General features: G+C 47.7%; 25 protein-coding genes and 1 pseudogene. 25 read left to right on the top strand and 1 reads right to left on the bottom strand.

The genetic code is table 11. The features are described from left to right. Positions 1–135 precede the first annotated feature (135 nt). From rimM to plsY, 12 genes are all read left to right on the top strand, one after another. Positions 136–645, top strand: coding sequence for a ribosome maturation factor RimM (gene rimM / locus B5E53_RS01530; RefSeq protein ID WP_087312062.1), 510 nt, complete (start codon positions 136–138; stop codon positions 643–645). Next, positions 645–1,403: a tRNA (guanosine(37)-N1)-methyltransferase TrmD gene (trmD, locus tag B5E53_RS01525; protein WP_087312060.1), complete on the top strand. Its 759-nt coding sequence runs from the start codon at positions 645–647 to the stop codon at positions 1,401–1,403. The genes rimM and trmD overlap by 1 nt, the downstream gene beginning before the upstream one ends. 119 nt (positions 1,404–1,522) lie before the next feature. Continuing rightward, complete coding sequence (gene rplS / locus B5E53_RS01520; RefSeq protein ID WP_087312058.1) at positions 1,523–1,870, top strand: 50S ribosomal protein L19; 348 nt, start codon at positions 1,523–1,525, stop codon at positions 1,868–1,870. Between the two features lie 65 nt (positions 1,871–1,935). Then, entirely contained in the window at positions 1,936–2,481 is a 546-nt protein-coding gene (lepB, locus tag B5E53_RS01515; RefSeq protein WP_242963470.1) for a signal peptidase I, read from the top strand. Between the two features lie 63 nt (positions 2,482–2,544). After that, entirely contained in the window at positions 2,545–3,405 is an 861-nt protein-coding gene (gene ylqF, locus B5E53_RS01510) for a ribosome biogenesis GTPase YlqF (protein ID WP_087312056.1), read from the top strand. A 15-nt stretch (positions 3,406–3,420) separates the two neighbouring features. Continuing rightward, positions 3,421–4,029, top strand: a complete 609-nt coding sequence (gene lepB / locus B5E53_RS01505) for a signal peptidase I (RefSeq protein WP_087312054.1) — start codon at positions 3,421–3,423, stop codon at positions 4,027–4,029. A 124-nt stretch (positions 4,030–4,153) separates the two neighbouring features. Then, complete coding sequence (locus tag B5E53_RS01500; protein ID WP_087312052.1) at positions 4,154–4,915, top strand: ribonuclease HII; 762 nt, start codon at positions 4,154–4,156, stop codon at positions 4,913–4,915. Positions 4,916–5,006: 91 nt separating this feature from the next. Then, a complete protein-coding gene (locus B5E53_RS01495) occupies positions 5,007–5,369 on the top strand; it encodes a YraN family protein (protein WP_087312050.1) in 363 nt (120 codons plus the stop codon). A gap of 22 nt (positions 5,370–5,391) precedes the next feature. After that, positions 5,392–6,270 (top strand): peptidoglycan editing factor PgeF, encoded by an 879-nt coding sequence (pgeF, locus tag B5E53_RS01490; RefSeq protein ID WP_343215570.1) that lies wholly within the window; start codon positions 5,392–5,394, stop codon positions 6,268–6,270. An 89-nt stretch (positions 6,271–6,359) separates the two neighbouring features. Continuing rightward, on the top strand, positions 6,360–7,673 hold the full coding sequence (locus tag B5E53_RS01485; protein ID WP_087312048.1) for a DUF512 domain-containing protein: 1,314 nt from the start codon (positions 6,360–6,362) through the stop codon (positions 7,671–7,673). Positions 7,674–7,759: 86 nt separating this feature from the next. Beyond that, positions 7,760–9,082 carry a ribosome biogenesis GTPase Der gene (gene der / locus B5E53_RS01480; protein ID WP_087312046.1) on the top strand — a complete coding sequence of 441 codons (1,323 nt, stop codon included), beginning with the start codon at positions 7,760–7,762 and terminating at the stop codon, positions 9,080–9,082. Next, positions 9,079–9,720, top strand: a complete 642-nt coding sequence (gene plsY / locus B5E53_RS01475; RefSeq protein ID WP_242963469.1) for a glycerol-3-phosphate 1-O-acyltransferase PlsY — start codon at positions 9,079–9,081, stop codon at positions 9,718–9,720. The genes der and plsY overlap by 4 nt, the downstream gene beginning before the upstream one ends. 430 nt (positions 9,721–10,150) lie before the next feature. Here plsY and B5E53_RS01470 read toward each other — a convergent pair whose 3' ends face one another. Continuing rightward, on the bottom strand, positions 10,151–12,079 hold the full coding sequence (locus tag B5E53_RS01470; RefSeq protein WP_087312042.1) for an ABC-F family ATP-binding cassette domain-containing protein: 1,929 nt from the start codon (positions 12,077–12,079) through the stop codon (positions 10,151–10,153). 253 nt (positions 12,080–12,332) lie between these two features. On the opposite strand from B5E53_RS01470, the gene B5E53_RS01465 reads away from it, so the two are divergent. The 13 genes and pseudogenes from B5E53_RS01465 to B5E53_RS01405 all read left to right on the top strand — a co-directional run bounded on the left by B5E53_RS01465 (position 12,333) and on the right by B5E53_RS01405 (position 23,246). Next, positions 12,333–12,995, top strand: coding sequence for a redox-sensing transcriptional repressor Rex (locus B5E53_RS01465; RefSeq protein ID WP_087312040.1), 663 nt, complete (start codon positions 12,333–12,335; stop codon positions 12,993–12,995). A gap of 225 nt (positions 12,996–13,220) precedes the next feature. After that, complete coding sequence (locus tag B5E53_RS01460; RefSeq protein ID WP_087312038.1) at positions 13,221–14,792, top strand: NAD(P)H-hydrate dehydratase; 1,572 nt, start codon at positions 13,221–13,223, stop codon at positions 14,790–14,792. Between the two features lie 243 nt (positions 14,793–15,035). Beyond that, positions 15,036–15,383, top strand: coding sequence for a type II toxin-antitoxin system PemK/MazF family toxin (locus B5E53_RS01455; protein ID WP_087312036.1), 348 nt, complete (start codon positions 15,036–15,038; stop codon positions 15,381–15,383). A 50-nt stretch (positions 15,384–15,433) separates the two neighbouring features. Continuing rightward, positions 15,434–16,606 carry an aminotransferase class I/II-fold pyridoxal phosphate-dependent enzyme gene (locus B5E53_RS01450; protein WP_087312034.1) on the top strand — a complete coding sequence of 391 codons (1,173 nt, stop codon included), beginning with the start codon at positions 15,434–15,436 and terminating at the stop codon, positions 16,604–16,606. A 215-nt stretch (positions 16,607–16,821) separates the two neighbouring features. Then, positions 16,822–17,553, top strand: a complete 732-nt coding sequence (locus B5E53_RS01445) for a YebC/PmpR family DNA-binding transcriptional regulator (protein WP_087312032.1) — start codon at positions 16,822–16,824, stop codon at positions 17,551–17,553. Positions 17,554–17,856: 303 nt separating this feature from the next. Beyond that, on the top strand, positions 17,857–18,528 hold the full coding sequence (locus B5E53_RS01440) for a nitroreductase family protein (protein ID WP_087312030.1): 672 nt from the start codon (positions 17,857–17,859) through the stop codon (positions 18,526–18,528). Positions 18,529–18,558: 30 nt separating this feature from the next. Continuing rightward, positions 18,559–19,008: a hypothetical protein gene (locus B5E53_RS01435; RefSeq protein ID WP_087312028.1), complete on the top strand. Its 450-nt coding sequence runs from the start codon at positions 18,559–18,561 to the stop codon at positions 19,006–19,008. Between the two features lie 214 nt (positions 19,009–19,222). Then, positions 19,223–20,545 (top strand): hemolysin family protein, encoded by a 1,323-nt coding sequence (locus B5E53_RS01430; RefSeq protein ID WP_087312026.1) that lies wholly within the window; start codon positions 19,223–19,225, stop codon positions 20,543–20,545. 5 nt (positions 20,546–20,550) lie between these two features. Then, entirely contained in the window at positions 20,551–21,111 is a 561-nt protein-coding gene (locus B5E53_RS01425) for a GNAT family N-acetyltransferase (protein ID WP_087312024.1), read from the top strand. Between the two features lie 15 nt (positions 21,112–21,126). Beyond that, positions 21,127–21,624 (top strand): GNAT family N-acetyltransferase, encoded by a 498-nt coding sequence (locus B5E53_RS01420; protein WP_087312022.1) that lies wholly within the window; start codon positions 21,127–21,129, stop codon positions 21,622–21,624. Positions 21,625–21,643: 19 nt separating this feature from the next. After that, positions 21,644–22,099, top strand: coding sequence for a GNAT family N-acetyltransferase (locus B5E53_RS01415; RefSeq protein ID WP_087312020.1), 456 nt, complete (start codon positions 21,644–21,646; stop codon positions 22,097–22,099). A 135-nt stretch (positions 22,100–22,234) separates the two neighbouring features. Beyond that, a pseudogene (locus B5E53_RS01410) lies at positions 22,235–22,459 on the top strand (flavodoxin family protein); the annotation flags it as partial. Positions 22,460–22,487: 28 nt separating this feature from the next. Continuing rightward, on the top strand, positions 22,488–23,246 hold the full coding sequence (locus B5E53_RS01405) for a nucleoside phosphorylase (RefSeq protein ID WP_087312018.1): 759 nt from the start codon (positions 22,488–22,490) through the stop codon (positions 23,244–23,246). Positions 23,247–23,319 lie beyond the last annotated feature (73 nt).

Below are 23,319 nucleotides of genomic sequence, written 5' to 3'. Positions count from 1 at the left end.
GAAACTGTTACCTGTCCGGCAGGTAGCAGTTTTTTCGTAAAAACAGAAAATAAAAGGCAGACAGCATAAAGATAAATCATGTAAAAACAGGCGATAGAAAGACAGATAAGAAGTAGTATATTCAGGAGTATATAAATGGAAGATTTATTACAGGTGGGAATTATTACCGGAACTCACGGACTGAAGGGAGAAGTCAAGGTTTTCCCGACGACAGATGACAAAGAGCGGTTTCTGGATCTGGAGGACGTCCTGCTGGATACGGGGAGCGAGCTTCTGGAATTAAAAGTGGAATACTGCAAATTTTTTAAAAAATTTGTTTTTGTCAAGTTTGAGGGGCTTGACGATATCAATGAAGTGGAAAAATATAAACGGTGTCCTCTGCTGGTGACCAGAGAGAATGCGGTGGAACTGGAAGAAGACGAATATTTTGTGGCAGATCTTCTGGGCCTTACCATTGTGGATGACAGCGGTGTCACCGTCGGAAAGCTGGAAAATGTCATTTCCACAGGTGCCAACGACGTCTACGAAGTGCTCACCGAGGACGGCGGACGTATTCTGCTTCCTGCCATCAAGGAATGCATTCTCGATGTGGACATGAACGAGGGAATTATATTGGTACATTTGCTGAAAGGACTGGCGGACTGATGAAGTTTCATGTTCTCACATTGTTTCCGGAGATGATCCGGCAGGGATTTGGCACCAGCGTCACCGGAAGAGCCATGAAAAACGGCCTGCTTGCGCTTAACGCGGTGGATATCCGGGAGTATTCCAAAGATAAACATAAACATGTGGATGATTATCCGTACGGTGGAGGCGCCGGCATGGTCATGCAGCCGGAACCCATTGGACTGGCCTATGCGGATATCACAAAAGATATGCAAAAGAAACCAAGAGTGATCTATGTGACGCCCCAGGGCAGCGTATTCAGACAGAGTATGGCAGAAGAGTTTGCCAGAGAGGACGAGCTGATTTTCCTTTGCGGCCATTATGAGGGCGTGGATGAGCGGATTCTGGAAGAAATCGTGACAGACTATGTGTCCATCGGTGATTATGTGCTTACCGGAGGGGAACTGCCGGCCCTGGTGATGATGGACGCCATTTCCCGGCTGGTACCGGGAGTCTTAAACAATGAAGATTCGGCAGAGTTTGAATCGTTCCATGATAATTTGCTGGAGCACCCTCATTATACCCGGCCGGTGGAATATCACGGGAAGCGGGTGCCGGATGTACTGCTGTCCGGTCATCATGAAAATATTGACCGGTGGAGAAGAGAACAGTCATTGAAACGGACGCTGGAAAGACGTCCGGATCTGCTGGAGACCGCTGTTCTCACTTCAAAGGATCTGGAATATCTGCAGAGCCTGGGCTGGAATCATTCCCCGGTATCTGAAAATGTAAAATGAAAACTCAAAAAACTCTTGCATGATAGGTGGATTCATGCTATTATCTTATAGTTGTGAAAAAAGGTGGTCCGCTGTTACGAAAGGTATTAAGAACACCAAGATTATATAGGAGGTCACACATGAAAGACATTATCAAAAGCATTGAAGATGCACAGTTAAAACCAGAAGTAGAAAGCTTCCGTGTCGGCGACACTGTACGTGTTTCCGCAAAGGTAGTTGAGGGAAGCCGTGAAAGAATTCAGGTATTCGAAGGTACTGTAATTAAAAGACAGAACGGCGGAGCAAAAGAGACTTTTACTGTAAGAAAGTTCTCCAACGGCATCGGTGTTGAGAAGACCTGGCCTGTACACTCTCCAATCGTTACAAAGATTGAAGTGATAAGAAAAGGTAAAGTAAGAAGAGCAAAACTGTACTACTTACGTGACAGAATTGGTAAGAAGGCTAAGGTTAAAGAGTTAGTTAAATAGTATCAGAGGATGAGACAGGGGCGAGTATTTATACTTGCCCTGTTTTACCATATGGAGATTTTGTTATGGCTGTAAAAAACTATCGATATAAAGAACGAAGAGACAGAATGATCCGCCGGATTGGTCTGTGGGTGGGGGAGATCGCCGTGGCGATTCTGCTGGCCTTTGTGATCATACAGTTTTGTTTTCAAACGGTGACTGTTCACGGGGAATCCATGCAGCCCACTTATTATGACGATGATGTTCTGTTAGTCAACAAGCTCAGCTATCGGATCGGGGACCCGAAGCGGTATGATCCGGTGCTTTTGGAAATTGAAAATGGAACGGCGGTTCATTATACGGTAAAGAGAGTCATCGGTCTTCCGGGGGAGACCGTGCAGATTGCAGGAGGGGAGATTCTCATTGACGGAGAGGCTCTGGATTATTCCTTTAATGAGCAGATCCTGTCTGCGGGACTGGCCGCCTACGAAATAGAACTGGGAGACGACGAATATTTTGTCATGGGAGATAACTGCAATAACAGCGAGGATTCCCGGGTGGCAAATATCGGAAATATAAAAAGGACACAATTTGTCGGTAAAATAGCAGGGAGAATTGGCAGCGGCCAATAATCTGAAAAATGGTCCGGGCAGACGCCGCGCGTCGGTTCGGTCAGATATATAATGGAGGATAATATGCACTTTCAATGGTATCCGGGACATATGACAAAAGCCCGGCGGATGATGCAGGAAAATATTAAGCTCATTGATCTGATGGTGGAGCTGGTGGATGCCCGCGTGCCTTACAGCAGTAAAAACCCGGATATTGATGAGCTGGCGAGAAATAAATCACGGCTGATTATTTTGAACAAAGCGGACATGGCGGATGCCCAGGTGACAAAAGAGTGGGAAGCCTATTATAAAGAAAAAGGATTTTTCGTGGCGAAGGTCAATTCCCAGAAAGGAACCGGGATCAAGGAAGTGAAAAAGCTTATCGAGGAAGCCTGCCGTGAGAAAAAGGAGAGGGACAGAAAGAGAGGAATTCTCAACCGTCCCGTCCGCGCCATGGTGGCGGGGATTCCCAATGTGGGCAAATCCACCTTTATCAATTCCTTTGCGGGAAAGGCCTGCGCCAAAACCGGAAATAAGCCGGGCGTGACAAAGGGAAAACAATGGATTAAAATTAATAAAAATGTGGAACTGTTAGACACTCCGGGAATCCTGTGGCCGAAGTTTGAGGACCAGGAAGTGGGTCTGCGCCTGGCATGGATCGGATCCATCAAAGAAGAGGTGTTAAACACCACGGAGCTGGCAGTGGAACTGCTTGGTTTTCTGAAAGAACAGTATCCGGGAGTGATCCGGGAGCGTTACGGCGTGGAAGAAGAAGCAGAACCGGTACAGATTCTTGAGAAAATTGCCGAGATCCGCGGATGCCTCATGAAAGGAAATCAGGTGGACGTGGAAAAGGCAGGCCTTCTTGTTTTGGATGATTACCGTTCGCTGCGTCTGGGACAGATTTCCCTGGAGCGTCCGGAGAAGTCCGCGGAGACCGTCTGATAGGAGGAATAGAAAATGGAAGAAAGTAAACAGCACGAAGGTTCCGACACAAGAAAGAAACATGATCCTGCAGAGGGAAAAAAGAAAAGTGTCATGAGAGAAATTATCGGTACCATCGCCTATGTGGCGGTGATCTGTCTGGTTGTCTTTCTGGTGCTGCGTTTTGTGGGCCAGAGGACAGTGGTCAATGGACATTCCATGGACCCAACCCTTGCTAATCAGGAGAATCTGATCATGGACAAGCTGTCCTATCATTTTACAGATCCCAAACGGTTTGATATCGTGATCTTCCCAGGCCCGGAAGAGGGCGGCGAACATCCGTATTACATTAAGCGGGTGATCGGTCTGCCGGGAGAGACCGTTCAGATCATAGACGGAAAGGTTTACATCAACGGCGAGGAGCTGACTGATGATGTCTACGGTATCACGGACTATATTGAGGAGCCGGGAATCGCCGCGGAACCGCTTACTCTGGGCGAAGATGAATATTTCTGTCTGGGAGATAACCGGCCGGTAAGTTATGACAGCCGGTATGAGGCTGTGGGGCCGGTGCACCGTTCGGAGATCATCGGAAAAGTGTGGATCCGTATCTGGCCGCTGTCCAAATTCGGACCGGTAGATTAGGATAGCCAGAACGAATGATACAGTGCGCTGGAAATCGGCAAACGAAAGCATAAAGGGAAATCAGCAAACGAAAAAAGCATAAAAGAGAATAAATAAAAGCGTAAGATATAAGAAGAGGGAGAGTATGGCAGTAAAAAGTATCCGTGAGATAAGAGAAGAGTTTAAAGCCCTTTCACCGGAAGAGATTCCGGAGCATATGGAGCTGTACCGGGGAGATGCCAGAAAAGGCGTACAGGATTTCTTAAAAACCCAGGAAAATCGCTTAAAAAAATATGAGGCGGAGCTGCTCCGGATTGAGGAGCTTTGTTCTTTTGAGAAAAAATACAGTGATTATACTTATATCTGCGGCGTCGATGAGGTGGGACGTGGCCCTCTTGCCGGCCCGGTAGTGGCCGGAGCGGTCATTTTGCCGAAGGACTGCCGGATCATGTATATCAACGATTCCAAAAAACTTTCCGCTAAAAAGCGGGAAGAGCTTTCCCGGGAGATTCATGCGCAGGCCCTTGCCATTGGCATTGGACTGTCCACCCAGGAACGGATTGACGAGATAAATATCCTGCAGGCGACCTATGAGGCCATGAGAAAGGCTGTCGCTTCTCTGTCCGTGACGCCATCCCTTCTTTTAAATGACGCGGTGACCATCCCGGAGGTGGACATTCCCCAGGTGGCTATTGTCAAGGGAGATGCCAGAAGTATCTCCATCGGCGCGGCCAGCATTGTGGCGAAAGTATACCGGGATAAAATGATGGAAGAGTACGACAGTATGTATCCGGGATACGGATTCGCTTCCAACAAAGGCTACGGTTCCAAAGAACACATAGAGGCTCTTCACCGGCTGGGACCGTGTCCGCTTCACCGGCGGAGTTTTTTAAAATCAATATTGTAGAATGTATACATAATAAGGAAATGTATTCCGGAAAGATGTGAAATGCATCACAGAATCATAAGGATAGAGATCCGGATAAAAAAGGAGCAGAATGGAGAACAGAAAAGAACGGGGACGGGCTGGAGAGACCGCGGCGGCATCTTTTCTGGCAGAGCAGGGAGTACAGATTCTGTACCGGAATTATACCTGCCGGCAGGGAGAGATTGATCTTATCGGCAGAGAAGGCGGTACCCTGCTCATTGTGGAAGTAAAAATGAGAAAAAATCGTCGGCAGGGAAGTCCCTGCGAGGCGGTGGACTGGCGGAAGCAGCGGAAGATCTGCCGGGTATTTGACTATTTCCGCATGAAGCACCGGCTGGATGATTATGTGCCGGTGCGGTTTGATGTGGTGGAGGTAGACAGCGCTTATCGCTGTCACTGGATAAAAAATGCCTTTGAATATCAGGAAATGTGAGCAGGCTGGAATCAGGCAGAAAATGTGGCAGAAAAAGGATAAGGAGCAGAACATGGACTGGATTTATGCAAATAATAATCATTCGACCATTGTCAATGAAAAAGACGGCGTGGTGTATCTGACTTTTCCCAAATTGGTAAAGGCCGGGGTGCGTCATGGTTTTTCCACTCGTATGGGCGGTGTCAGTGAAGGAAATCTTGGCACGATGAACCTCTCCTTTACCCGGGGAGACGGGGATGAGAATGTCCGGGAGAATTTCCGCCGGATTGCGGATGCCATCGGATTTCATGCGGAAGATCTGGTATTTTCCTCACAGGTACATGAGACCAGATTGCGAAAGGTGACGGCTGCAGACCGGGGCGAGGGAATCCTCCGGGAGACAGTGCCGGGAATTGACGGCCTTGCCACCGATGAGGCGAGAGTTCCCATGTATACATCCTATGCGGATTGTGTGCCGCTGTTATTTTTTGATCCGGAAAAAAGAGTTGCAGCCATGGCACATTCCGGATGGAGAGGCACTGCCGCCCGTATTGGTGCTAAAATGATACATTTCATGGAAGAGGAGTATGGAAGCCGGGCGGAAAATATCATTGCCGCCATCGGGCCATCCATCTGCCGGAAATGTTATGAGGTCAGTGAGGATGTGGCGCAGGCATTCCGGAAGACTTTTTTGCCGGAACAATTTCCGGAGATCTTTGATGAAAAAGGCGGCGGAAAATATCAGCTGGATCTGTGGGAGGCCAACCGGATTATTCTCACCGAGGCAGGGATCCTTCCGGAACATCTGGATATCACAGATTTATGTACCTGCTGCAACCATGACAAGCTCTTTTCTCACAGAGCCAGCCATGGCAGGCGGGGAAATATGGGATGTTTCATGTGCCTGGATGAGGAAGAATAAAAGATTGGCAGAACTGGTTTCCGTGATGACGGACACAGACGTTGGATATACGACCGGGTTCTGCCGTTTTAAACGCAGGGAGAAAGACTATGGAAAAACAGTGGCATCTCATCACCGGAGTGGAGCCGGGAAGCATTGCGGAAGAATGCGGGCTGGAACCGGGCGACCGGATCGGGGCTGTCAACGGTCATGAGATAGAAGATTTTTTTGATTATCAATATTATATAGAAGAAGAGTTTTTGCGGGTGGAGGTTCTCACAAAAGACGGTGAGGAGTGTACCCTGGAGATCGAGAAGGAAGAGGATGAAGATCTGGGACTTGTGTTTGAGTCTTTTTTGATGGATGATTATAATTCCTGCTGTAATAAATGTATGTTCTGTTTTATCGATCAGATGCCTCCCGGAATGCGGGAGACCCTTTATTTTAAAGATGACGATTCCAGGCTGTCATTTCTGCAGGGCAATTATATCACCCTCACTAATATGAAGGAAAAAGACATAGACCGGGTGATCCGCTATCACCTGGCTCCCATTAATATTTCTGTTCACACCACAAACCCGGAGCTTCGCTGCCGGATGCTCCACAACCGGTTTGCCGGAGATGTGATGGAAAAAATCCGTCGTTTTTCGGATGCAGGCATCCCCATGAACAGCCAGGTGGTGCTGTGTAAAGGGATCAACGACGGAGAAGAACTGGACCGGACCATCCGGGAACTGGGAGATTTCCTTCCGTGCATGGAGAGCCTTTCTGTGGTGCCGGTGGGACTGACGAAGTACCGGGATGATCTTCCGAAACTGGAAGCGTTTACGAAGGAAGATGCGAAAAAGGTGCTTTCCCAGATTCAGGGCTGGCAGAAACATTTCCTGGAGACCAGGGGAACTTCGTTTGTCCATGCCAGCGATGAATGGTTCATACTGGCCGGGGAGGAGTTTCCTCCGGTGGATTATTATGAGGGATTCGGTCAGCTGGAAAATGGTGTCGGCATGATGCGCCTGCTCATTTCAGAGGTGGAGGAACGGCTGTCAGAACTGACCGGGGATGACAGGGAGAAATCTGTCTCCATCGCCACGGCAAAGCTGGCATTTCCTACCATCAGGAAGCTGGCGGAGCAGGTGACGGCGAAATATCCCCGGATGCATATTCACGTGTACTGTATCGAGAATACATTTTTTGGAGAACAGATCACAGTATCGGGTCTTCTCACCGGACAGGATATCGAGAGACAGCTCAAAGGCAGGGAGCTGGGCGACGAACTTTTGCTGCCCTGCAATGTGCTGAAGGCGGATGAAGACATTTTTCTTGACGATATGAGTCTTTCTGCCCTTTCCGAATCTTTACAAGTGCCGGTGAATATTATACAATCAGAAGGACAAGATTTTGTAAATAAAATAATCAGTAAGTAAGCAGGCTGTTTGGGCCGTGTGGCCGGGAGCGGGATATGTTCCCGGCGGACAGTCAAAGACAGCGATAGAGAAAATGGAGGTAAAACATGAGTAAACCAGTTGTAGCAGTGGTGGGTCGCCCTAATGTGGGCAAGTCCACATTATTCAATGCGCTGGCGGGAAGCAGAATTTCCATCGTAGAAGATACCCCCGGAGTAACCAGAGACCGGATTTATGCCGATGTCTCCTGGCTGAATTATCCATTTACCCTGATTGATACGGGAGGAATTGAGCCGGAATCCAAAGATATCATTCTCTCCCGGATGCGGGAACAGGCGGAGACGGCCATCATGACCGCCGATGTGATTCTTTTTCTGACCGATGTACGCCAGGGTCTGGTGGATGCGGATTTCAAGGTGGCAGATATGTTAAGAAGATCCGGACGACCGGTTCTCCTGGTTGTCAATAAGGTAGACAGTTTTGAGAAGTTTATGCCGGACGTTTATGAGTTTTATAATCTGGGTCTCGGAGATCCGATTCCGATTTCTGCGGCCGGCAAGCTGGGTCTTGGAGATATGCTTGACGAAGTGGTAAAGCATTTTCCGGATGCTTCCCAGGAGGAAGAAGAAGATGAGCGGCCGAAGATCGCGGTCATTGGCAAGCCGAATGCCGGCAAGTCTTCCATCATCAACCGGCTTCTGGGAGAGGAGAGAGTGATCGTCTCACCGATCGCCGGTACTACCAGAGATGCCATCGATACTACTGTGACGAGAAATGGACAGGAATATGTGTTCATTGATACAGCGGGGCTGCGCAGAAAGAGCAAGGTAAAAGAGGAACTGGAGCGGTACAGCATTATCCGTACGGTCACTGCCGTGGAGCGATGCGATGTGGCAGTGCTCATCATCGACGCGGAGGAAGGCATTACCGAACAGGATGCCAAGATCGCCGGGATTGCCCACGAGAGAGGCAAGGGGATGATCATCGCCGTCAATAAGTGGGACCTCATTGAGAAAGATAATCATACCATGAAAGAGTTCACGGAAAAGATCTGGGAGAAGCTTTCCTACATGCCGTATGCGGAACTGATCTTCCTCTCGGCAAAGACCGGGCAGCGTCTGCCGAAGCTCTTTGATCTCATTGACGCAGTGATTGCCAACTGTGCGCTTCGGGTGCAGACCGGCGTGTTAAATGAGATTCTGACGGAGGCCATGGCCATGAAACAGCCGCCTTCCGATAAAGGAAAGAGACTTCGCATCTACTATATTACGCAGGTTTCTGTGAAGCCGCCGACCTTTGTAATGTTTATCAATGACAAGAATCTGACCCATTTTTCTTATACAAGATACATCGAGAATCAGATTCGTACCACATTTGGTTTCCGAGGAACACCGCTTAAGTTTATCTACCGGGAAAGAAAGGAGAAATGATGGCAGGGTATATAGGTTACTTCGTAGCAGCGATAATCGTGGGTTATTTTCTGGGATGTATTCAGACCGGATATTTTGTGGGAAGACTCTGCGGACTGGATATCCGTCAGTATGGCAGCGGTAATGCGGGGACGACCAACGTCCTTCGTACCCTTGGCAAAAGCCGTGCGCTGATCACCTTTCTCGGAGACGCATTAAAAGGTATGATCCCTGTGCTCATTGTGAAGCTGGTGATCGGACCGGCAATTCCGGGACTGAATTCTGAACTTCTGCAGCTGGTTCTTGGTTTTGCTGTGGTTCTCGGTCATGATTTCCCATTCTTCCTGCATTTTAAAGGCGGAAAAGGAATCGCTACTTCTGCGGCAGTGATGATGGGTTTTGACTGGAGAATGGGTCTTTGCTGCCTGGTTATTTTTGTGGTGGTCGTAGCCATTACAAGATACGTCTCTCTGGCGTCCACGCTGTTATCCGCGGCACTGATCGTGGAGATTCTTTTCTTCTACCCGGGACGCTGGGAGCTGTTTGTGATGATTCTTCTCTATGCGGGATTTGCCATCTACCGTCACCGGGCCAACATTAAGCGTCTGCTGTCCGGCACGGAGAGTAAATTGGGACAGAAGGTGGAAGTGAAAAAGTAAGGATTTGTAAAGGTGGTAACAGCTATCTGCTCAGACAGACAATGACGTAAGGACACATACGGATTCGCCCGGCTCGACCCTCAGTCGGACTGACCAGAGATATCCTTGTAAAATGACTATGTCAGTCCTCCCTCACAGCTCGCGGTCGAAAGCCGTATGTGTCCAAAACGTCATTTGCCTGTTGAGAAACCTTTGTTTCACCTTTACAAAAATCCTATGCTACGTTGACAAAACAGCAGGTTATGGCTACAGACGAATAGCTGATACCAAAATTTACGGTCGTATCTGTCTGGCATGAATCTGCAGAGCCAGCCACACAGGTAGCTTCCCTGACTACGTTTTTCTATGATATATACAAAGCTGCAAATCCCGTCTCTATGTCCATACCCGAATGATTTCAAAATCTATAGATTCCAATCGACAAATCTTATTATTCTTCAGAGAGTTCCTCCCATTTATCGTAAAGTTCCAGCAGAGCCGCTTCGTTCTGCTCGTATTGAGTGGAAAGTTCCATGAGCCGGCTTACGTTGCTGGATATCTCCGGATCGTTCATTTCATTTTTGATCTTTTCATTTTCTTCTTCCAGCCGGCTGATCTCGGCTTCAGTCTTTTTCAGTTCATTGGCACGTTTCCTCTGTCTGGCAGCTTCTTCCCGGGAACGTTTCCAGTCTTCTTTGGAAGAGGTGGAGGATACGGGTGTTTCTTCTGCTACTTTTATGTCAGCGACAGATTCGCTGTCCGCGGCGATATTGCCGGCTTCTTTTTGTTCCAGATAGTAAGTATAATTGCCTTTATAATTAACGATGCCCTCCGGTGACAGATCGAGAATCCGGGTGGCTGTCTGATTGATAAAGTACCGGTCGTGGGAGACATAGAAAACGGTTCCTTCATAATCGTTGATGGCGTCCTCCAGGATTTCTCTGGACTGGATGTCCAGGTGGTTGGTGGGCTCATCGAGGATGAGAAAATTGGCGTTGGAGAGCATCAGCTTGGCCAGGGATACCCGTCCCTTCTCGCCGCCGCTTAAAGTGCCGATTTTCTGGAACACCCGGTCTCCTGTGAACAGGAAGGCTGCCAGTACATTGCGGATGCGGGTGTTGGTCAGTTTCGGATATGCGTCGGAGATTTCGTCAAAAATAGTTTTCTCATCATTTAACACATGCTGTTCCTGATCATAGTATCCGATGGATACCTTGGCGCCGTAGTGGATTTTTCCACTGTCAGGACGCAGATGGCGGTTGATGATTTTCAGGAGCGTGGTCTTTCCGGTGCCGTTGGCGCCCAGAAGTCCGACCACTTCTCCCCTTTGGATGGAGAGATTCAGGTTGCGGAAGAGCGGTTTGTTCTCAAAAGATTTGGAAAGATTTTCAATGGTGAGAACATCATTTCCGCTGATAACCTCCGGCTCCAGGGAAATCCGCATTCGGCTGTTTAACACCACCGGTTTTTCGACCCGTTCGATTTTATCAAGCATTTTTTCCCGGCTTTCCGCCCGGCGGATGGATTTCTCCCGGTTGAAGGAACGGAGCTTTGTGATGACTTCCTCCTGGTGTTTGATCTCCTGCTGCTGGTTCAGATAAAGCTTCATCTGTGCGTCCCGCTGCGCTTTCTTTTTCTCCGCGTACTGGCTGTAATTGCCCAAAAAGGTCTGGCTGTTTCCACCCTCGATCTCAATGACCTTGGAGACCACCCGGTCCAGAAAATAACGGTCATGGGATACGATGAGCACGGCTCCGCGGTAATTGGAGAGGAAGGTTTCCAGCCACCGGATGGCTTCCATATCCAGGTGGTTGGTGGGCTCATCCAGAAGAATGATATCCGGCTGTGTCAGCAGAATCCGGCTTAATGCCACCCGGGTTTTCTGTCCGCCGGACAGCGTGTGAATGGGAGTGTCAAACTCTGATTCGGTGAAGCCGAGACCTTTCAGGACGCCCACGATCTCACTTTTCCAGGCGTATCCGTTGGCTTTCTCAAACCGGTCTGTGAGCCGGGAATAATTTTCCATGGTCTTTTCCAGTTCCTCGCCGGACAGACGGCTGATGTCCTGTTCCAGCGCATGTATTTTCTGTTCCATGTTGATGATCTCTTTTTTGGCGTCAAGCATTTCCTCGTAGATGGTGCGGTGGGAGGTCACATCGATGACCTGAGAGAGATATCCCATGCTGGCTCCCTTTTGCAGTACCACTTCGCCGCTGTCGGCCTCATATTCTCCGGTGATGATTTTTAGGAGGGTGGTTTTGCCGGCTCCGTTGATGCCGATGAGCGCGGCCTTTTCCCCCTCGTTTATGAGAAAGTTTATATCATTCAGGACAGTGTCGCCGCCAAAGGCTTTCGTTATCTTTTGACATGCTAAAATCATTAAAAAAACCTCCGTATATGTCATACATTTTCTATAAAAAATGTGAAATATTTATCTTTCACAGAATCAAAAAAAGATACAATACTTCCTTATTATATGGGAAAGAAAGTGAAAACCAAACATTGGCTATTTTATCATGAAAGAAATAAGAAGGAAAGAGGAAAAACGTATTTGACAAACCAATAAAATCTGGGTATAATTGACTTGCTGTGTAATAAATAGAATGCGAAAGTTTTGTCAAAGGAAGGATTATATGGAAGCCAAAAAAGTAAAGACGAAATCCGCCAATGAGAAAGTGATTTCGCCTGCTGTTATAAAAAGGTTGCCAAGGTACTATCGTTATCTGGGCGATTTGTTAAAAAATGATGTTGTCCGTATTTCCTCAAAAGAGCTGAGCCAGAAGATGAATGTGACTGCTTCGCAGATTCGTCAGGACCTGAATAACTTTGGAGGATTTGGCCAGCAGGGGTATGGATATAATGTAGAATTTCTCTATAACGAGATGGGAAAAATACTTGGCCTTGACAAAACGAATAATGTAATTATTCTAGGGGCCGGTAATTTGGGACAGGCTCTGGCTAACAATCAGGAGTTTGAAGAGAACAGTTTTAAGATTATCGGTCTTTTTGATGTGAATCCTCGCCTGGTGGGAATGACTGTGCGCGGCGTGGAAGTGTATGATATTGATATGCTGGAAGATTTTCTCTCGAAGCATGAAGTACGAATCGCCGCTCTGACTCTTCCGAGGAATAAAGCTCCGAAGATTGCCAGAGAACTGGTCGAGCTGGGAGTGAAGGCGTTTTGGAACTTCGCACCGGTGGATTTGAATCTGCCGGAGGATGTCATCGTCGAAAATGTACATTTGTCAGAAAGTATTATGACACTTTCCTATCGTATTCATAGCATAAATGACTAGCAGGCAGAAAGATGGAGGACTGAGGTTTTTCATCTTTCTTTTTATTTACAGGTAACGATTCAGCCATGCGCGATCCAGTGCAAAAAACAACGATAGTTGCGAATCCGGAGTGTATGGCTGAATAGTTACGTTTACGGGAAGTGACATGGTGCGTTTACCGGCCGGTATCTGAAAGCGCCGGAAGAAACGGCGGTGTGAAAGAAAACGGCAGTGAGGAGGGAAAGTATGCAATATATTGGTTCGGGAGATGAGATGCAGCGCATTGATGGGTACAGTATTGAGACCGTAGGGATACCGGGGATTGTTCTTATGGAAAAGGCGGCTCTTGCCATGGAGGAAGAAATTATCCGCCGGTTCCCGTCTCCCGTCTCCGTGACCATCATCGCGGAGCGGGGAAATAACGGAGGGGACGGACTGGCTCTGGGAAGACTTCTTCTTGCCCGGGGGTATGAAGTGTCCTTCTATGAGATCGGAGGCGTCCGCCACGCTTCGGAGTCCTATCAGACCCAGAGAAAGATTCTTGAGAATCTGGGCGTCCGTTTTTCTGATGGGCTGCCAAAGACAGACAGTGATATCTGGGTGGACGCCGTGTTCGGCGTGGGATTAAAACGTGATGTGGCAGGCGTGCAGCGGGAAGTACTCGAGGAGGTGAACCGCAGGAACGGTTTTAAGATTGCTGTCGATATCCCTTCCGGAGTGGATGCATCCAGTGGAAAGATATTGGGCTATGGTTTTCAGGCAGATCTGACCATCACCTTTGGTCTGTCAAAGATTGGACTGGTTCTCTATCCGGGGGCTTCTCTGGCGGGAGAAGTGGTGGTAAAAGACATTGGATTTCCCAAAAAGGCGGTGGAAGCTGTCCGGCCGGGGACAATAGTCTATACAAAGGAAGATCTGTGCCGTCTTCCAAAGAGAAAGCCATGGTCCAATAAGGGTTCTTACGGAAAGGTGCTCCTCATCGTGGGTGCTAAAAATATGGCTGGGGCGGCCTGTCTGTCGGCGTCGGCGGCTTACCGTACAGGAAGCGGTTTGGTGCGGATTTTTACCTGTGAAGACAACAGGGAAATCCTGCAGAGCCGGGTGCCGGAGGCCATTATGACCACCTACAGATCAGAAGAAGAAGCCCTTTTAAAGCTGCCGGAAGCCCTCGACTGGGCCAGTGTGGTGGGTATCGGTCCGGGCCTTGGGCAGAATGCTTTTACCGGAAAGCTGCTGTCCATGGTGCTTGACAGAGGACATTGTCCACTGGTCATTGACGCCGATGGTCTTAATACGCTGGCGGCATTGAAAAAAGAAGAGATGGGATCTGACGCAGAACTTAGGCGGGAGGAATCAAAAATGGCTGCGGCTTCAGCTGAAGATGAGCCGCGAACCATTACGGAGCTGTATGATTCCTACAAAGCGCCGATGATTTTGACGCCGCATCTGAAAGAAATGGAACGGCTCACCGGAAAGAAGGTGGCCGATATTCAGGTTTCCCTCATGGAGACGGCAAAAGAAGAGGCGGACGCGGCGCACATTTTTGTGCTCAAGGACGCCAGAACTGTTGTGTCTGACGGCAGCCTTCCCACATATATTAATATGAGCGGTAATCATGGCATGGCTACCGGAGGAAGCGGCGATGTGCTTACAGGTATCATCTGCGGTCTGCTGGCAGGCGGGCTGACGGCTCTGGAGGCCGCCCGGCTGGGTGCATACTGCCATGGCCTTGCGGGAGATCAGGCGGCCAAAGAAAAGGGATGCTACGGACTTATGGCCGGGGATCTGGTCCGGCATCTGAATGATGTGATCCGGTAACAGGCAGATACGGTGCCGCATACACCTGCAGAGCAGAGCGTCTTATTGCATGGAGAATCTCTGAGAAAACAGAGTATTCATCGAAAAGAATACTTACGGAAACAGAATACTCACGACATTTTTGGGAAATACTTCAATTAGCATACGTGAAGGATTTATCGGAAAATGATTTCCATATGATAAATGTTTTCGGAACGATGCAGAAAATACGAGTTGAAAAAATGTAAAATGGAGTGAGTGAAATTGATGATAAAAAGAGGCGATATCTATTATGCAGATCTCCGGCCGGTGGTCGGGTCCGAGCAGGGAGGCGTGCGGCCCGTGCTCATCATTCAGAATGACGCCGGAAACCGCCACAGCCCGACGGTAATCTGCGCGGCCATCACCAGCCGTATGAATAAGGCAAAGCTTCCGACTCATGTGGAACTTTCCGCGGCAGAGTGTGATATCAGCAAGGATTCGGTCATTCTTCTGGAGCAGATTCGGACCATTGACAAACAGCGGCTGAAGGAGAAAGTCTGTCATCTGGATATGAAAACGCTGCGCCGGGTGGACCGGGCGTTGAAAATCAGTCTGGAGCTGGTTACATAGGGGAAATCCTATGATACACAATTGGAGAAACAGGAAGAGAGGAAATACATATGATTATTGAGGCAGCCGACAAAATGAAGAATTTTGAGGCAGGAATCTTCAACATTCTTGATGATAAGAAAAAAGAACTGGAGAAACAGGGACGAAAAATTTATAATTTTTCTGTGGGAACGCCGGATTTTGAGACGGAGGAACACATCATGAAGACGGTGGCGGAAGCCTGTCTGCATCCGGAAAATTACCGGTATGCCTTAAGTGACCGGGACGAGCTTCTGGAGGCGGTGATCCGCAGATATAAAGATCGTTACCATACAGATATTGAGAAAAATGAGATCATGTCCGTCTACGGTTCCCAGGAGGGGATGACGCATATTTTCCTGCCGCTGATCAATCCGGGGGATGTGGTACTTCTGCCCAACCCGGGCTATCCGATTTTTAATACGGGAGCCTTTGTGGCAGAGGCCAGCCAGTGGCTGTACCCTCTGACGGAGGAAAACGGCTGGCTGCCGGATCTGGCAGCGATTCCGGACGAAGTGAAGAAGGCGGCTAAGGTCATGGTGGTATCTTATCCGGCCAATCCGATCTGCAAGACTGCACCGGATTCTTTCTATGAGGAACTGATCACATTTGCCAGAGAAAATCAGATTCTGATCATCCATGACAACGCCTATTCGGATATCATTTATGACGGCAGAGAGGGAAAATCCTTCCTCTCCTTCCCGGGAGCAAAAGAAGTGGGCGTGGAGTTTTATTCGCTGTCTAAAAGCTACAACTATACCGGGGCGAGAATGTCCTTTGTCATCGGCAATCCGGATGTGATCGCACTTTTTAAAAGGTTCCGTTCCCAGATTGATTACGGTATCTTCCTGCCGGTGCAGATGGGAGCCATCGCAGCCCTCTCCACCGATGACGCCGTCATCAAAGAGCAGTGCCGGAAATATCAGGAGCGTAGGGACGCTCTGTGCGGAGGCCTCCGCGAGATCGGCTGGAATATTCCGGACAGTGAGGGAACTATGTTTGCCTGGGGACCGCTGCCGGAAGGCTACACAGATTCCAACGCCTTCGTGATGGAGTTAATGGAGCGTACCGGCGTCATCTGTACACCGGGCAGCAGTTTCGGAAGTCTCGGGGAAGGACATGTCCGTTTTGCACTGGTGCTGCCGCCGGAGGAGATCCGGGAAGCCATCGCCAGTATCAAGGCCTCCGGAATTCTTGAAAAATAGACAGGGATATCTTCCGGAATTCATCCGGGCAAATGCTTGACGCTGGCGTAAAACGGTGATACACTTTAAAAGTATGCCATTTTCCCGGGAGTGCGTACATACAGGCAGCGGATGAGAGGAAAAGGCAGAGAATGGACACCTTTCCGGATTTCCACGGAAAGCGGGAAGGGTGCGGAAAAAGCAAAGAATACTATATAGAAGCGAGGAGATAAAAGATGTCTGGACATTCCAAATTTGCAAACATTAAGCATAAAAAAGAGAAAAACGATGCGGCTAAGGGTAAGATTTTTACCGTCATCGGCCGTGAGATTGCCGTAGCGGTAAAAGAGGGAGGACCGGACCCGGCCAACAACAGTAAGCTTCGTGATGTTATCGCCAAGGCAAAAGCCAACAACATGCCAAACGACACCATCGAGCGTGGTATCAAGAAGGCAGCCGGTGACGCGGAATCTGTCAATTACGTACAGAATACCTACGAAGGTTACGGTCCGAGCGGTATCGCCATCATCGTGGAGACCCTGACCGATAACAAGAACCGTACCGCGGCCAACGTTCGTGCTGCTTTCTCCAAAGGGAAAGGCAATATCGGAACCAGCGGCTGTGTGTCTTTCATGTTCCAGAAGAAGGGGCAGATCATCGTGTCCAAAGAGGATTATGAGACAGACCCGGATGAGTTCATGATGCTGGCACTCGATGCAGGAGCAGAGGATTTCGTGGAAGAGGAAGACAGCTATGAGATCACCACCGATCCGGATTCCTTCGGTGAAGTGCGTGAAGCTCTTGAGAAAGAAAATGTTCCGATGGCTTCTGCGGAAGTGACCATGATTCCGGATAACTACGTGAAACTGACCAGCGAAGACGATATCAAGAACTTAAACCGTATTCTTGACCTCCTGGACGAGGATGACGACGTGCAGGCTGTGTATCATAACTGGGAAGAAGAGTAGGCGGAAGAGTTTCGGTGTACGTCTCGTTTTAAATAATCAAAACTAAAATATAACTGATAAGGGTTGCTGCAAGACGATCGTTCTGTACTGCCACCGTGTATGCCCACTGAGAGATATATGGTGTTTTCTGAGACAGACAGTTTTACAGCAGCCCTTTTTTTAGATTATATAGGAAATTCCGCTCATTTCTGCGGGATATGGCGGATTTCTTGATAAATAAAGTTTTCTGGGCGGTTTTGTTCTGCCCTGGAGTTGATTTTTTCGGCAAATGCAATTATGCTGTATAAAGGAGGAATCATAAAAATGACAATATTAGAAGCTATAAAGAAAAGACATTCTGTGAGAAGTTATATTACCAAAAAGATTCCGGAGGATATCTGGCAGGAACTGACGGCGGCTATCAATGCCTGCAACAATGAAGGAGGGCTGCATATGCAGCTGGTCACCGATGATGCCGACGCCTTCCATACATTGCTTGCCCATTACGGAAAGTTTCGTAACGTGCGAAATTACATTGCCCTCATTGGTCCGAAAACTGCCGATCTGGACGAGAAAATCGGTTATTACGGCGAGAAAATTGTCCTGCAGGCGCAGATACTGGGCCTTAACACCTGCTGGGTGGCGCTGACCTTCGGAAAGGGCGCCGTCAGGAAAAAATGTGAGATAAAGAGAGGAGAGAAACTGGTGTGCGTGCTGGCCCTCGGGTACGGCGAGACCCAGGGAGAGTTCCATAAAGTAAAGAAGATCAGCGAAATCTGTAAAAACGAGATGGAAATGCCAAAGTGGTACAAAACAGGGCTGGAGTGTGCCCTTCTGGCTCCGACAGCCATGAATCAGCAGAAGTTTGCGTTCGCCAGGGACGGCAGTACCGTATCTGTGAGGTCCACCGGCGGTGTGTATTCCAAGATTGATCTGGGTATCGTAAAATATCATTTTGAGATCGGCGCAGGTATGAAAAACTTTCAATGGAAATAATAATAAAACAATAACAGAAGGAGAGCAGATATGAAAATCGATAAAATGATAGAAAAACTTATTAAAAAAACAGTGTATGTCGTTGATCCTCTTCCGGAAAAGGTTTCCAAAAAGAGCAGGGGACAGTTTCTGGAAATAGAGAACTTCTGGCACGAGAGCGGCGAGGCGAAAAAGATCTGCCGCAAATTTGAGAGAATCATCCTGAAACTCTACTGTTATTATGATATAGAGATCAAATTTAAAGGAACCTGTACGAAAAATCCTTCTCCGAAAAATCTGCAGACCTGGATTCGGAAATGTGTGTCCGGAAAGAAAGATTTTATAAATATACTTTTAAATGACGGAGAGGCAATGATCATCTTAAACGAAGATGATGTGATATTGAGTGTATATAACCCGGATGAAACGCTGCTTTTTCTGCTTGAAAAACTGGCGGCAGCGGAAGGTCTGTTTGTGCGTAAAATCTGGGATGTACAGTAGAAATACGAAATTTCTGAGATATGGTGTGAGAAAAATATAAATTGATGACTATGTTTGGGAAAAAATGAAAACTATTGCATTGCATGTCAAAAAATAGTATACTGTTTTCGTATCTATGTTATTTTTTATGCTGTCTTTCAGCATAATCTTATCAGAAAAGAGGCATCGTTTTCCGAAACAGATGCACATGAATTAAAGGAGTGAACACAAAACTGTGGATATCAGTGACAGTTTTCAATTTATCGTACTTGTAATTCTTTTGATGCTTTCTGCATTTTTCTCATCCAATGAGACAGCGCTTATGTCTGTGAGCAAGATTCGTCTTCGTTCTCTCGCAGAGGCGGGGAACAAAAGAGCAGCTCTCGTTCTTGACACAACGGAGAACCATACGTCGAAAATGTTAAGTGCTATTCTTATCGGCAATAATATCGTGAATCTTTCTGCATCCGCCATCTCTGCATCGCTGGCGTATGTGTTTGGCAGCTATATGGTGAGTATCGCTACCGCGGTGCTTACCCTTGCGATTCTTGTATTCGGTGAGGTTACGCCAAAGAATTATGCCACGATCAATGCCGAAAAGATCGCGCTTCGGTATATTGTGATCATCCGGGCTTTTATGACAGTAATGACTCCCGTGATTTTTATTCTTAATCTTTTTTGCAGAGCAATCATGTTTTTGCTGCGCGTGGACCCGACGGCGGTGAACAAGACCATGACAGAGGATGAGCTTCGGACGATCGTGGATGTGAGCCATGAGGACGGCGTTATTGAGACGGAAGAAAAGGAAATGATCTACAATGTGTTCGACCTGGGCGACGCCAAGGCGAAGGATATCATGGTTCCCATGGTTCATGTTACATTTGCGGAAGTCAATAATACATACGAGGAACTGATCGAGATCTTTCGGGAGGACAAGTTTACCCGCCTTCCGGTTTACGAGGGCAGCCAGGATAACATTGTCGGTATCATCAATATGAAGGATCTGCTTCTCTATGACCGCAATGAGAATTTCCAGATCAGAGATATCATGCGGAAACCGCATTTTACCTATGAATATAAAAGTATTTCCGAGCTGCTGGTGGAGATGCGCGAATCTACATTTAATATTGCCATTGTTCTGGACGAGTATGGCGATATGGCCGGTCTTATCACGCTTGAGGATATCCTCGAGGAGATTGTAGGGGAGATTCATGATGAGTATGACGAGCAGGAAGACGAGCGCGTGCGTCAGGTTGGAGAAAGGGAGTATATCATCGAAGGTTCCACCAGCCTTGACGATGTCAATGACGATCTTCATACCAACCTGGATTCCGAAGATTATGATTCGTTGGGAGGTTTTCTGATCGAGCATCTGAACAGACTGCCGGAGCTGGGCGACGAGGTTTGCACGGAGGACGGTATCCGTCTGGTGGTGGAGAAGCTGGATAAGAATCGTGTGGAGAGTGTGCATATATACCTTCCGGAGAATCTTGGAGAAGACACGGACGATCACGGGGAATCTGCAGATTCCACCGACAAAGCGGAGAAAAGAGAATAAACAGGATGAAGTTTTATTTAATTGAGGAAGATAAAAGGAAATATCTTCCTCTTCTTTTACTGGCGGACGAACAGGAAAGTATGATCGACAGATATCTGGACAGAGGGACACTTTATGTGCTGGAAGATGAAGATGAAAAAGCTTCCGATGCTGCCAGGGATGAGGAAGATAGAACAGGGAATGTGAAGGCTGCCGGCGTTGCCAGAGATGAGGAAGATAGAACAGAAAATGTGAAGGCGGTCTGCGTTGTCACAGACGAGGGCGAAGGCGTACTGGAAATTAAAAATCTGGCAGTGGAACCCAAAAGCCAGAGAAAAGGATACGGCAGGGCGATGCTGCATTTTATAAAGGAAATGTACAGGGATTCCTTTCCCATTCTTCAGGTGGGCACCGGAGACAGTCCTCTGACCATACCATTTTATGAAAAATGCGGTTTCCGCAGATCCCATGTGATCAAAAATTTTTTTATTGATAATTATGATCACCCCATTTATGAAGACGGGAAACAGCTGGTGGATATGATCATACTGCGGCAGAAAATACAGAACTATGATACAGTACACTAGAAAACGGAGGATTTTATGGCAGAAAATCTTACATTTCGCTATGCGGAAAGAAAAGATACCCAATTGATTTTACTTTTTATATTGGAACTGGCTCGGTATGAGAAACTGGAGCAGGAAGTCGTCGCTACTCCGGAGATTCTGGAAGAGTGGCTCTTTGATAAACAAAAAGCAGAGGTGATTTTTGCCATGCTTGGTGAAAAAGAAATCGGTTTTGCCCTGTTTTTTCATAACTTTTCCACATTTCTTGGAAGAGCAGGTATCTATCTGGAAGATTTGTATGTGTTGCCAGAATACCGGGGCAGAGGATACGGAAAAGAAATTCTTAAAAAACTGGCAGCCATCGCAGTGGAGAGGGGATGCGGCCGTCTGGAATGGTGGTGTCTGGACTGGAACCAGTCGAGTATTGATTTTTATCTGTCGTTGGGGGCAGAACCCATGAGCGACTGGACAGTGTACCGTATTGCGGGGGATACCCTGCATGAACTGGCAGCAAAGGAGCAGAAATCAGAATGACAGGGAAGCAGGAATCATAATGAAAATCGTAGATGGAAAACCGTACATTGATCAGATCAAAGGGCTGATTGAAGAATACACAAAGCGTCTGGGCCGGGACCTAACCTTCCAGAATCTGGAGGAAGAGCTGGCGGACCCGGCGAAAAAATATACCGCGCCGGAAGGCGAGCTGCTGGTGGCATTTGACGGAGATATGGTCGTCGGCATGGTGGCGTATCACAGACATTCCGCCGACCGCTGCGAGATGAAGCGCCTTTACGTCAGGCCGGAATGCCGGGAAGCCCATCTGGGAAGAACACTCGTCCGGGAGATAGTCGAGCACGCCAGCCGTGCCGGCTATAAAGAGATGGTACTCGATACCATTGAACCGCTCCAGGCGGCCATCCACCTCTACCGGGAGGCCGGATTCCAGGAATGTGAGCCTTATTATGACAATCCCATGGAGGATGTGATTTATTTTAAGAAAGAACTATAATAATCCTGAAAGAAAGGTTTTATGAAAAGAAAGTAAAAAAGCTGGAAGATGAAATATATACAGAGAAGAAAAAGAGGGGGAGACAAGTGAAAGTTTTAATTTTGATGGGGAGCCCGCGTAAACACGGTAATACAATCACTCTGGAATGGCAAAAAAATGGCAATCATAGCCACTTGCGGATATCGCCCGGAAAAAGGAGCGGATCTTTTTGAAGAAAGTATCCGGAGATATTGTAAACACTCACAACTTAGTTACGAAGGAATGCTGGCGGAACGGCACCTGGGTTACAAAACTACATTTGCCAGCGATGATAAAGAAGAACGAGCCAGGACATTTGCAAGACAGATTGTTGGGCAATGAAAAATGAGAATGGATAAGGAGCTATGATATGTGGCGTCATAGAGAAGATACAACGAAACCGGTTCTAACCGGAGAGAAGCAGATACAATCTGCCCATGGAAGAAGAGAAGATTTTCAGTTGCCGGAAACGGCGGTTCTTCTTTATATGAGTGGTTTGGATTATATCAGAGAACAATATAAGATAGAGCTGATTACAAAACGTTTTCCCAGATTTTTAAATGCCTGCCCGGTCTGGAGGATACAGGGAGAAAAGGACATTTGTCTTTTGGATGGAGGGCGCGGCGCGCCCATGGCAGCGGATACTCTGGAAATTCTGCGCGCATTGGGCGTCCGAAATGTAGTTTCCGTGGGACTGATGGGTGGATTTGCCAGAGACATCCATGTGGGTGATGTCATTATACCGAATCGTGCTTATGTGGAAGAGGGAACTTCGCTGCATTATTATGAGTCCATTGAGTACAGTGAGCCGGATACGGCATTGTTTCAGCAATTGGCGGACTATATTCCGAATCACAAAACTGCGCCCATTGTTTCGATGGACGCTATATACAGGCAGACTTTCTATAAAGAAGCATTATGGCGCCAGAAAGGCTGTGTTGGTGTAGACATGGAGACATCTGCTTTGTACAGTGTTGGAAAGTATCTGGAATTACATGTCGCATCCGTCTCTATGGTATCTGACAGGCATCCTGTCAGTGAAGCTGACGAAACCTGGGAGTGGGGGATGACAAAAGAGCTGAGGCAGAAGATGTTGAGACAGGTGATTGACGTTGCTTTGAGTCTGTAAAAATTAAAGATGATATAGGATGTGCCAGTATTTAGATAAAATATATAGAAAAGAAGAGGGGAAGTGCAATATG

The organism is Eubacterium sp. An11, from assembly GCF_002161065.1.
Classification (GTDB): Bacteria; Bacillota; Clostridia; order Lachnospirales; family Lachnospiraceae; genus Anaerobutyricum; species Anaerobutyricum faecale.
Note: the sequence above shows the minus strand (reverse complement) of the source record. Positions and strands in the feature narration are given on the sequence as shown.

Coding starts and splice junctions, on each gene's coding strand:
- rimM (WP_087312062.1), top strand. CDS start 136: ATGGAAGATTTATTACAGGTGGGAATTATTACCGGAACTCACGGACTG.
- trmD (WP_087312060.1), top strand. CDS start 645: ATGAAGTTTCATGTTCTCACATTGTTTCCGGAGATGATCCGGCAGGGA.
- rplS (WP_087312058.1), top strand. CDS start 1,523: ATGAAAGACATTATCAAAAGCATTGAAGATGCACAGTTAAAACCAGAA.
- lepB (WP_242963470.1), top strand. CDS start 1,936: ATGGCTGTAAAAAACTATCGATATAAAGAACGAAGAGACAGAATGATC.
- ylqF (WP_087312056.1), top strand. CDS start 2,545: ATGCACTTTCAATGGTATCCGGGACATATGACAAAAGCCCGGCGGATG.
- lepB (WP_087312054.1), top strand. CDS start 3,421: ATGGAAGAAAGTAAACAGCACGAAGGTTCCGACACAAGAAAGAAACAT.
- B5E53_RS01500 (WP_087312052.1), top strand. CDS start 4,154: ATGGCAGTAAAAAGTATCCGTGAGATAAGAGAAGAGTTTAAAGCCCTT.
- B5E53_RS01495 (WP_087312050.1), top strand. CDS start 5,007: ATGGAGAACAGAAAAGAACGGGGACGGGCTGGAGAGACCGCGGCGGCA.
- pgeF (WP_343215570.1), top strand. CDS start 5,392: ATGTGGCAGAAAAAGGATAAGGAGCAGAACATGGACTGGATTTATGCA.
- B5E53_RS01485 (WP_087312048.1), top strand. CDS start 6,360: ATGGAAAAACAGTGGCATCTCATCACCGGAGTGGAGCCGGGAAGCATT.
- der (WP_087312046.1), top strand. CDS start 7,760: ATGAGTAAACCAGTTGTAGCAGTGGTGGGTCGCCCTAATGTGGGCAAG.
- plsY (WP_242963469.1), top strand. CDS start 9,079: ATGATGGCAGGGTATATAGGTTACTTCGTAGCAGCGATAATCGTGGGT.
- B5E53_RS01470 (WP_087312042.1), bottom strand. CDS start 12,079: ATGATTTTAGCATGTCAAAAGATAACGAAAGCCTTTGGCGGCGACACT.
- B5E53_RS01465 (WP_087312040.1), top strand. CDS start 12,333: ATGGAAGCCAAAAAAGTAAAGACGAAATCCGCCAATGAGAAAGTGATT.
- B5E53_RS01460 (WP_087312038.1), top strand. CDS start 13,221: ATGCAATATATTGGTTCGGGAGATGAGATGCAGCGCATTGATGGGTAC.
- B5E53_RS01450 (WP_087312034.1), top strand. CDS start 15,434: ATGATTATTGAGGCAGCCGACAAAATGAAGAATTTTGAGGCAGGAATC.
- B5E53_RS01445 (WP_087312032.1), top strand. CDS start 16,822: ATGTCTGGACATTCCAAATTTGCAAACATTAAGCATAAAAAAGAGAAA.
- B5E53_RS01440 (WP_087312030.1), top strand. CDS start 17,857: ATGACAATATTAGAAGCTATAAAGAAAAGACATTCTGTGAGAAGTTAT.
- B5E53_RS01435 (WP_087312028.1), top strand. CDS start 18,559: ATGAAAATCGATAAAATGATAGAAAAACTTATTAAAAAAACAGTGTAT.
- B5E53_RS01425 (WP_087312024.1), top strand. CDS start 20,551: ATGAAGTTTTATTTAATTGAGGAAGATAAAAGGAAATATCTTCCTCTT.
- B5E53_RS01420 (WP_087312022.1), top strand. CDS start 21,127: ATGGCAGAAAATCTTACATTTCGCTATGCGGAAAGAAAAGATACCCAA.
- B5E53_RS01415 (WP_087312020.1), top strand. CDS start 21,644: ATGAAAATCGTAGATGGAAAACCGTACATTGATCAGATCAAAGGGCTG.
- B5E53_RS01405 (WP_087312018.1), top strand. CDS start 22,488: ATGTGGCGTCATAGAGAAGATACAACGAAACCGGTTCTAACCGGAGAG.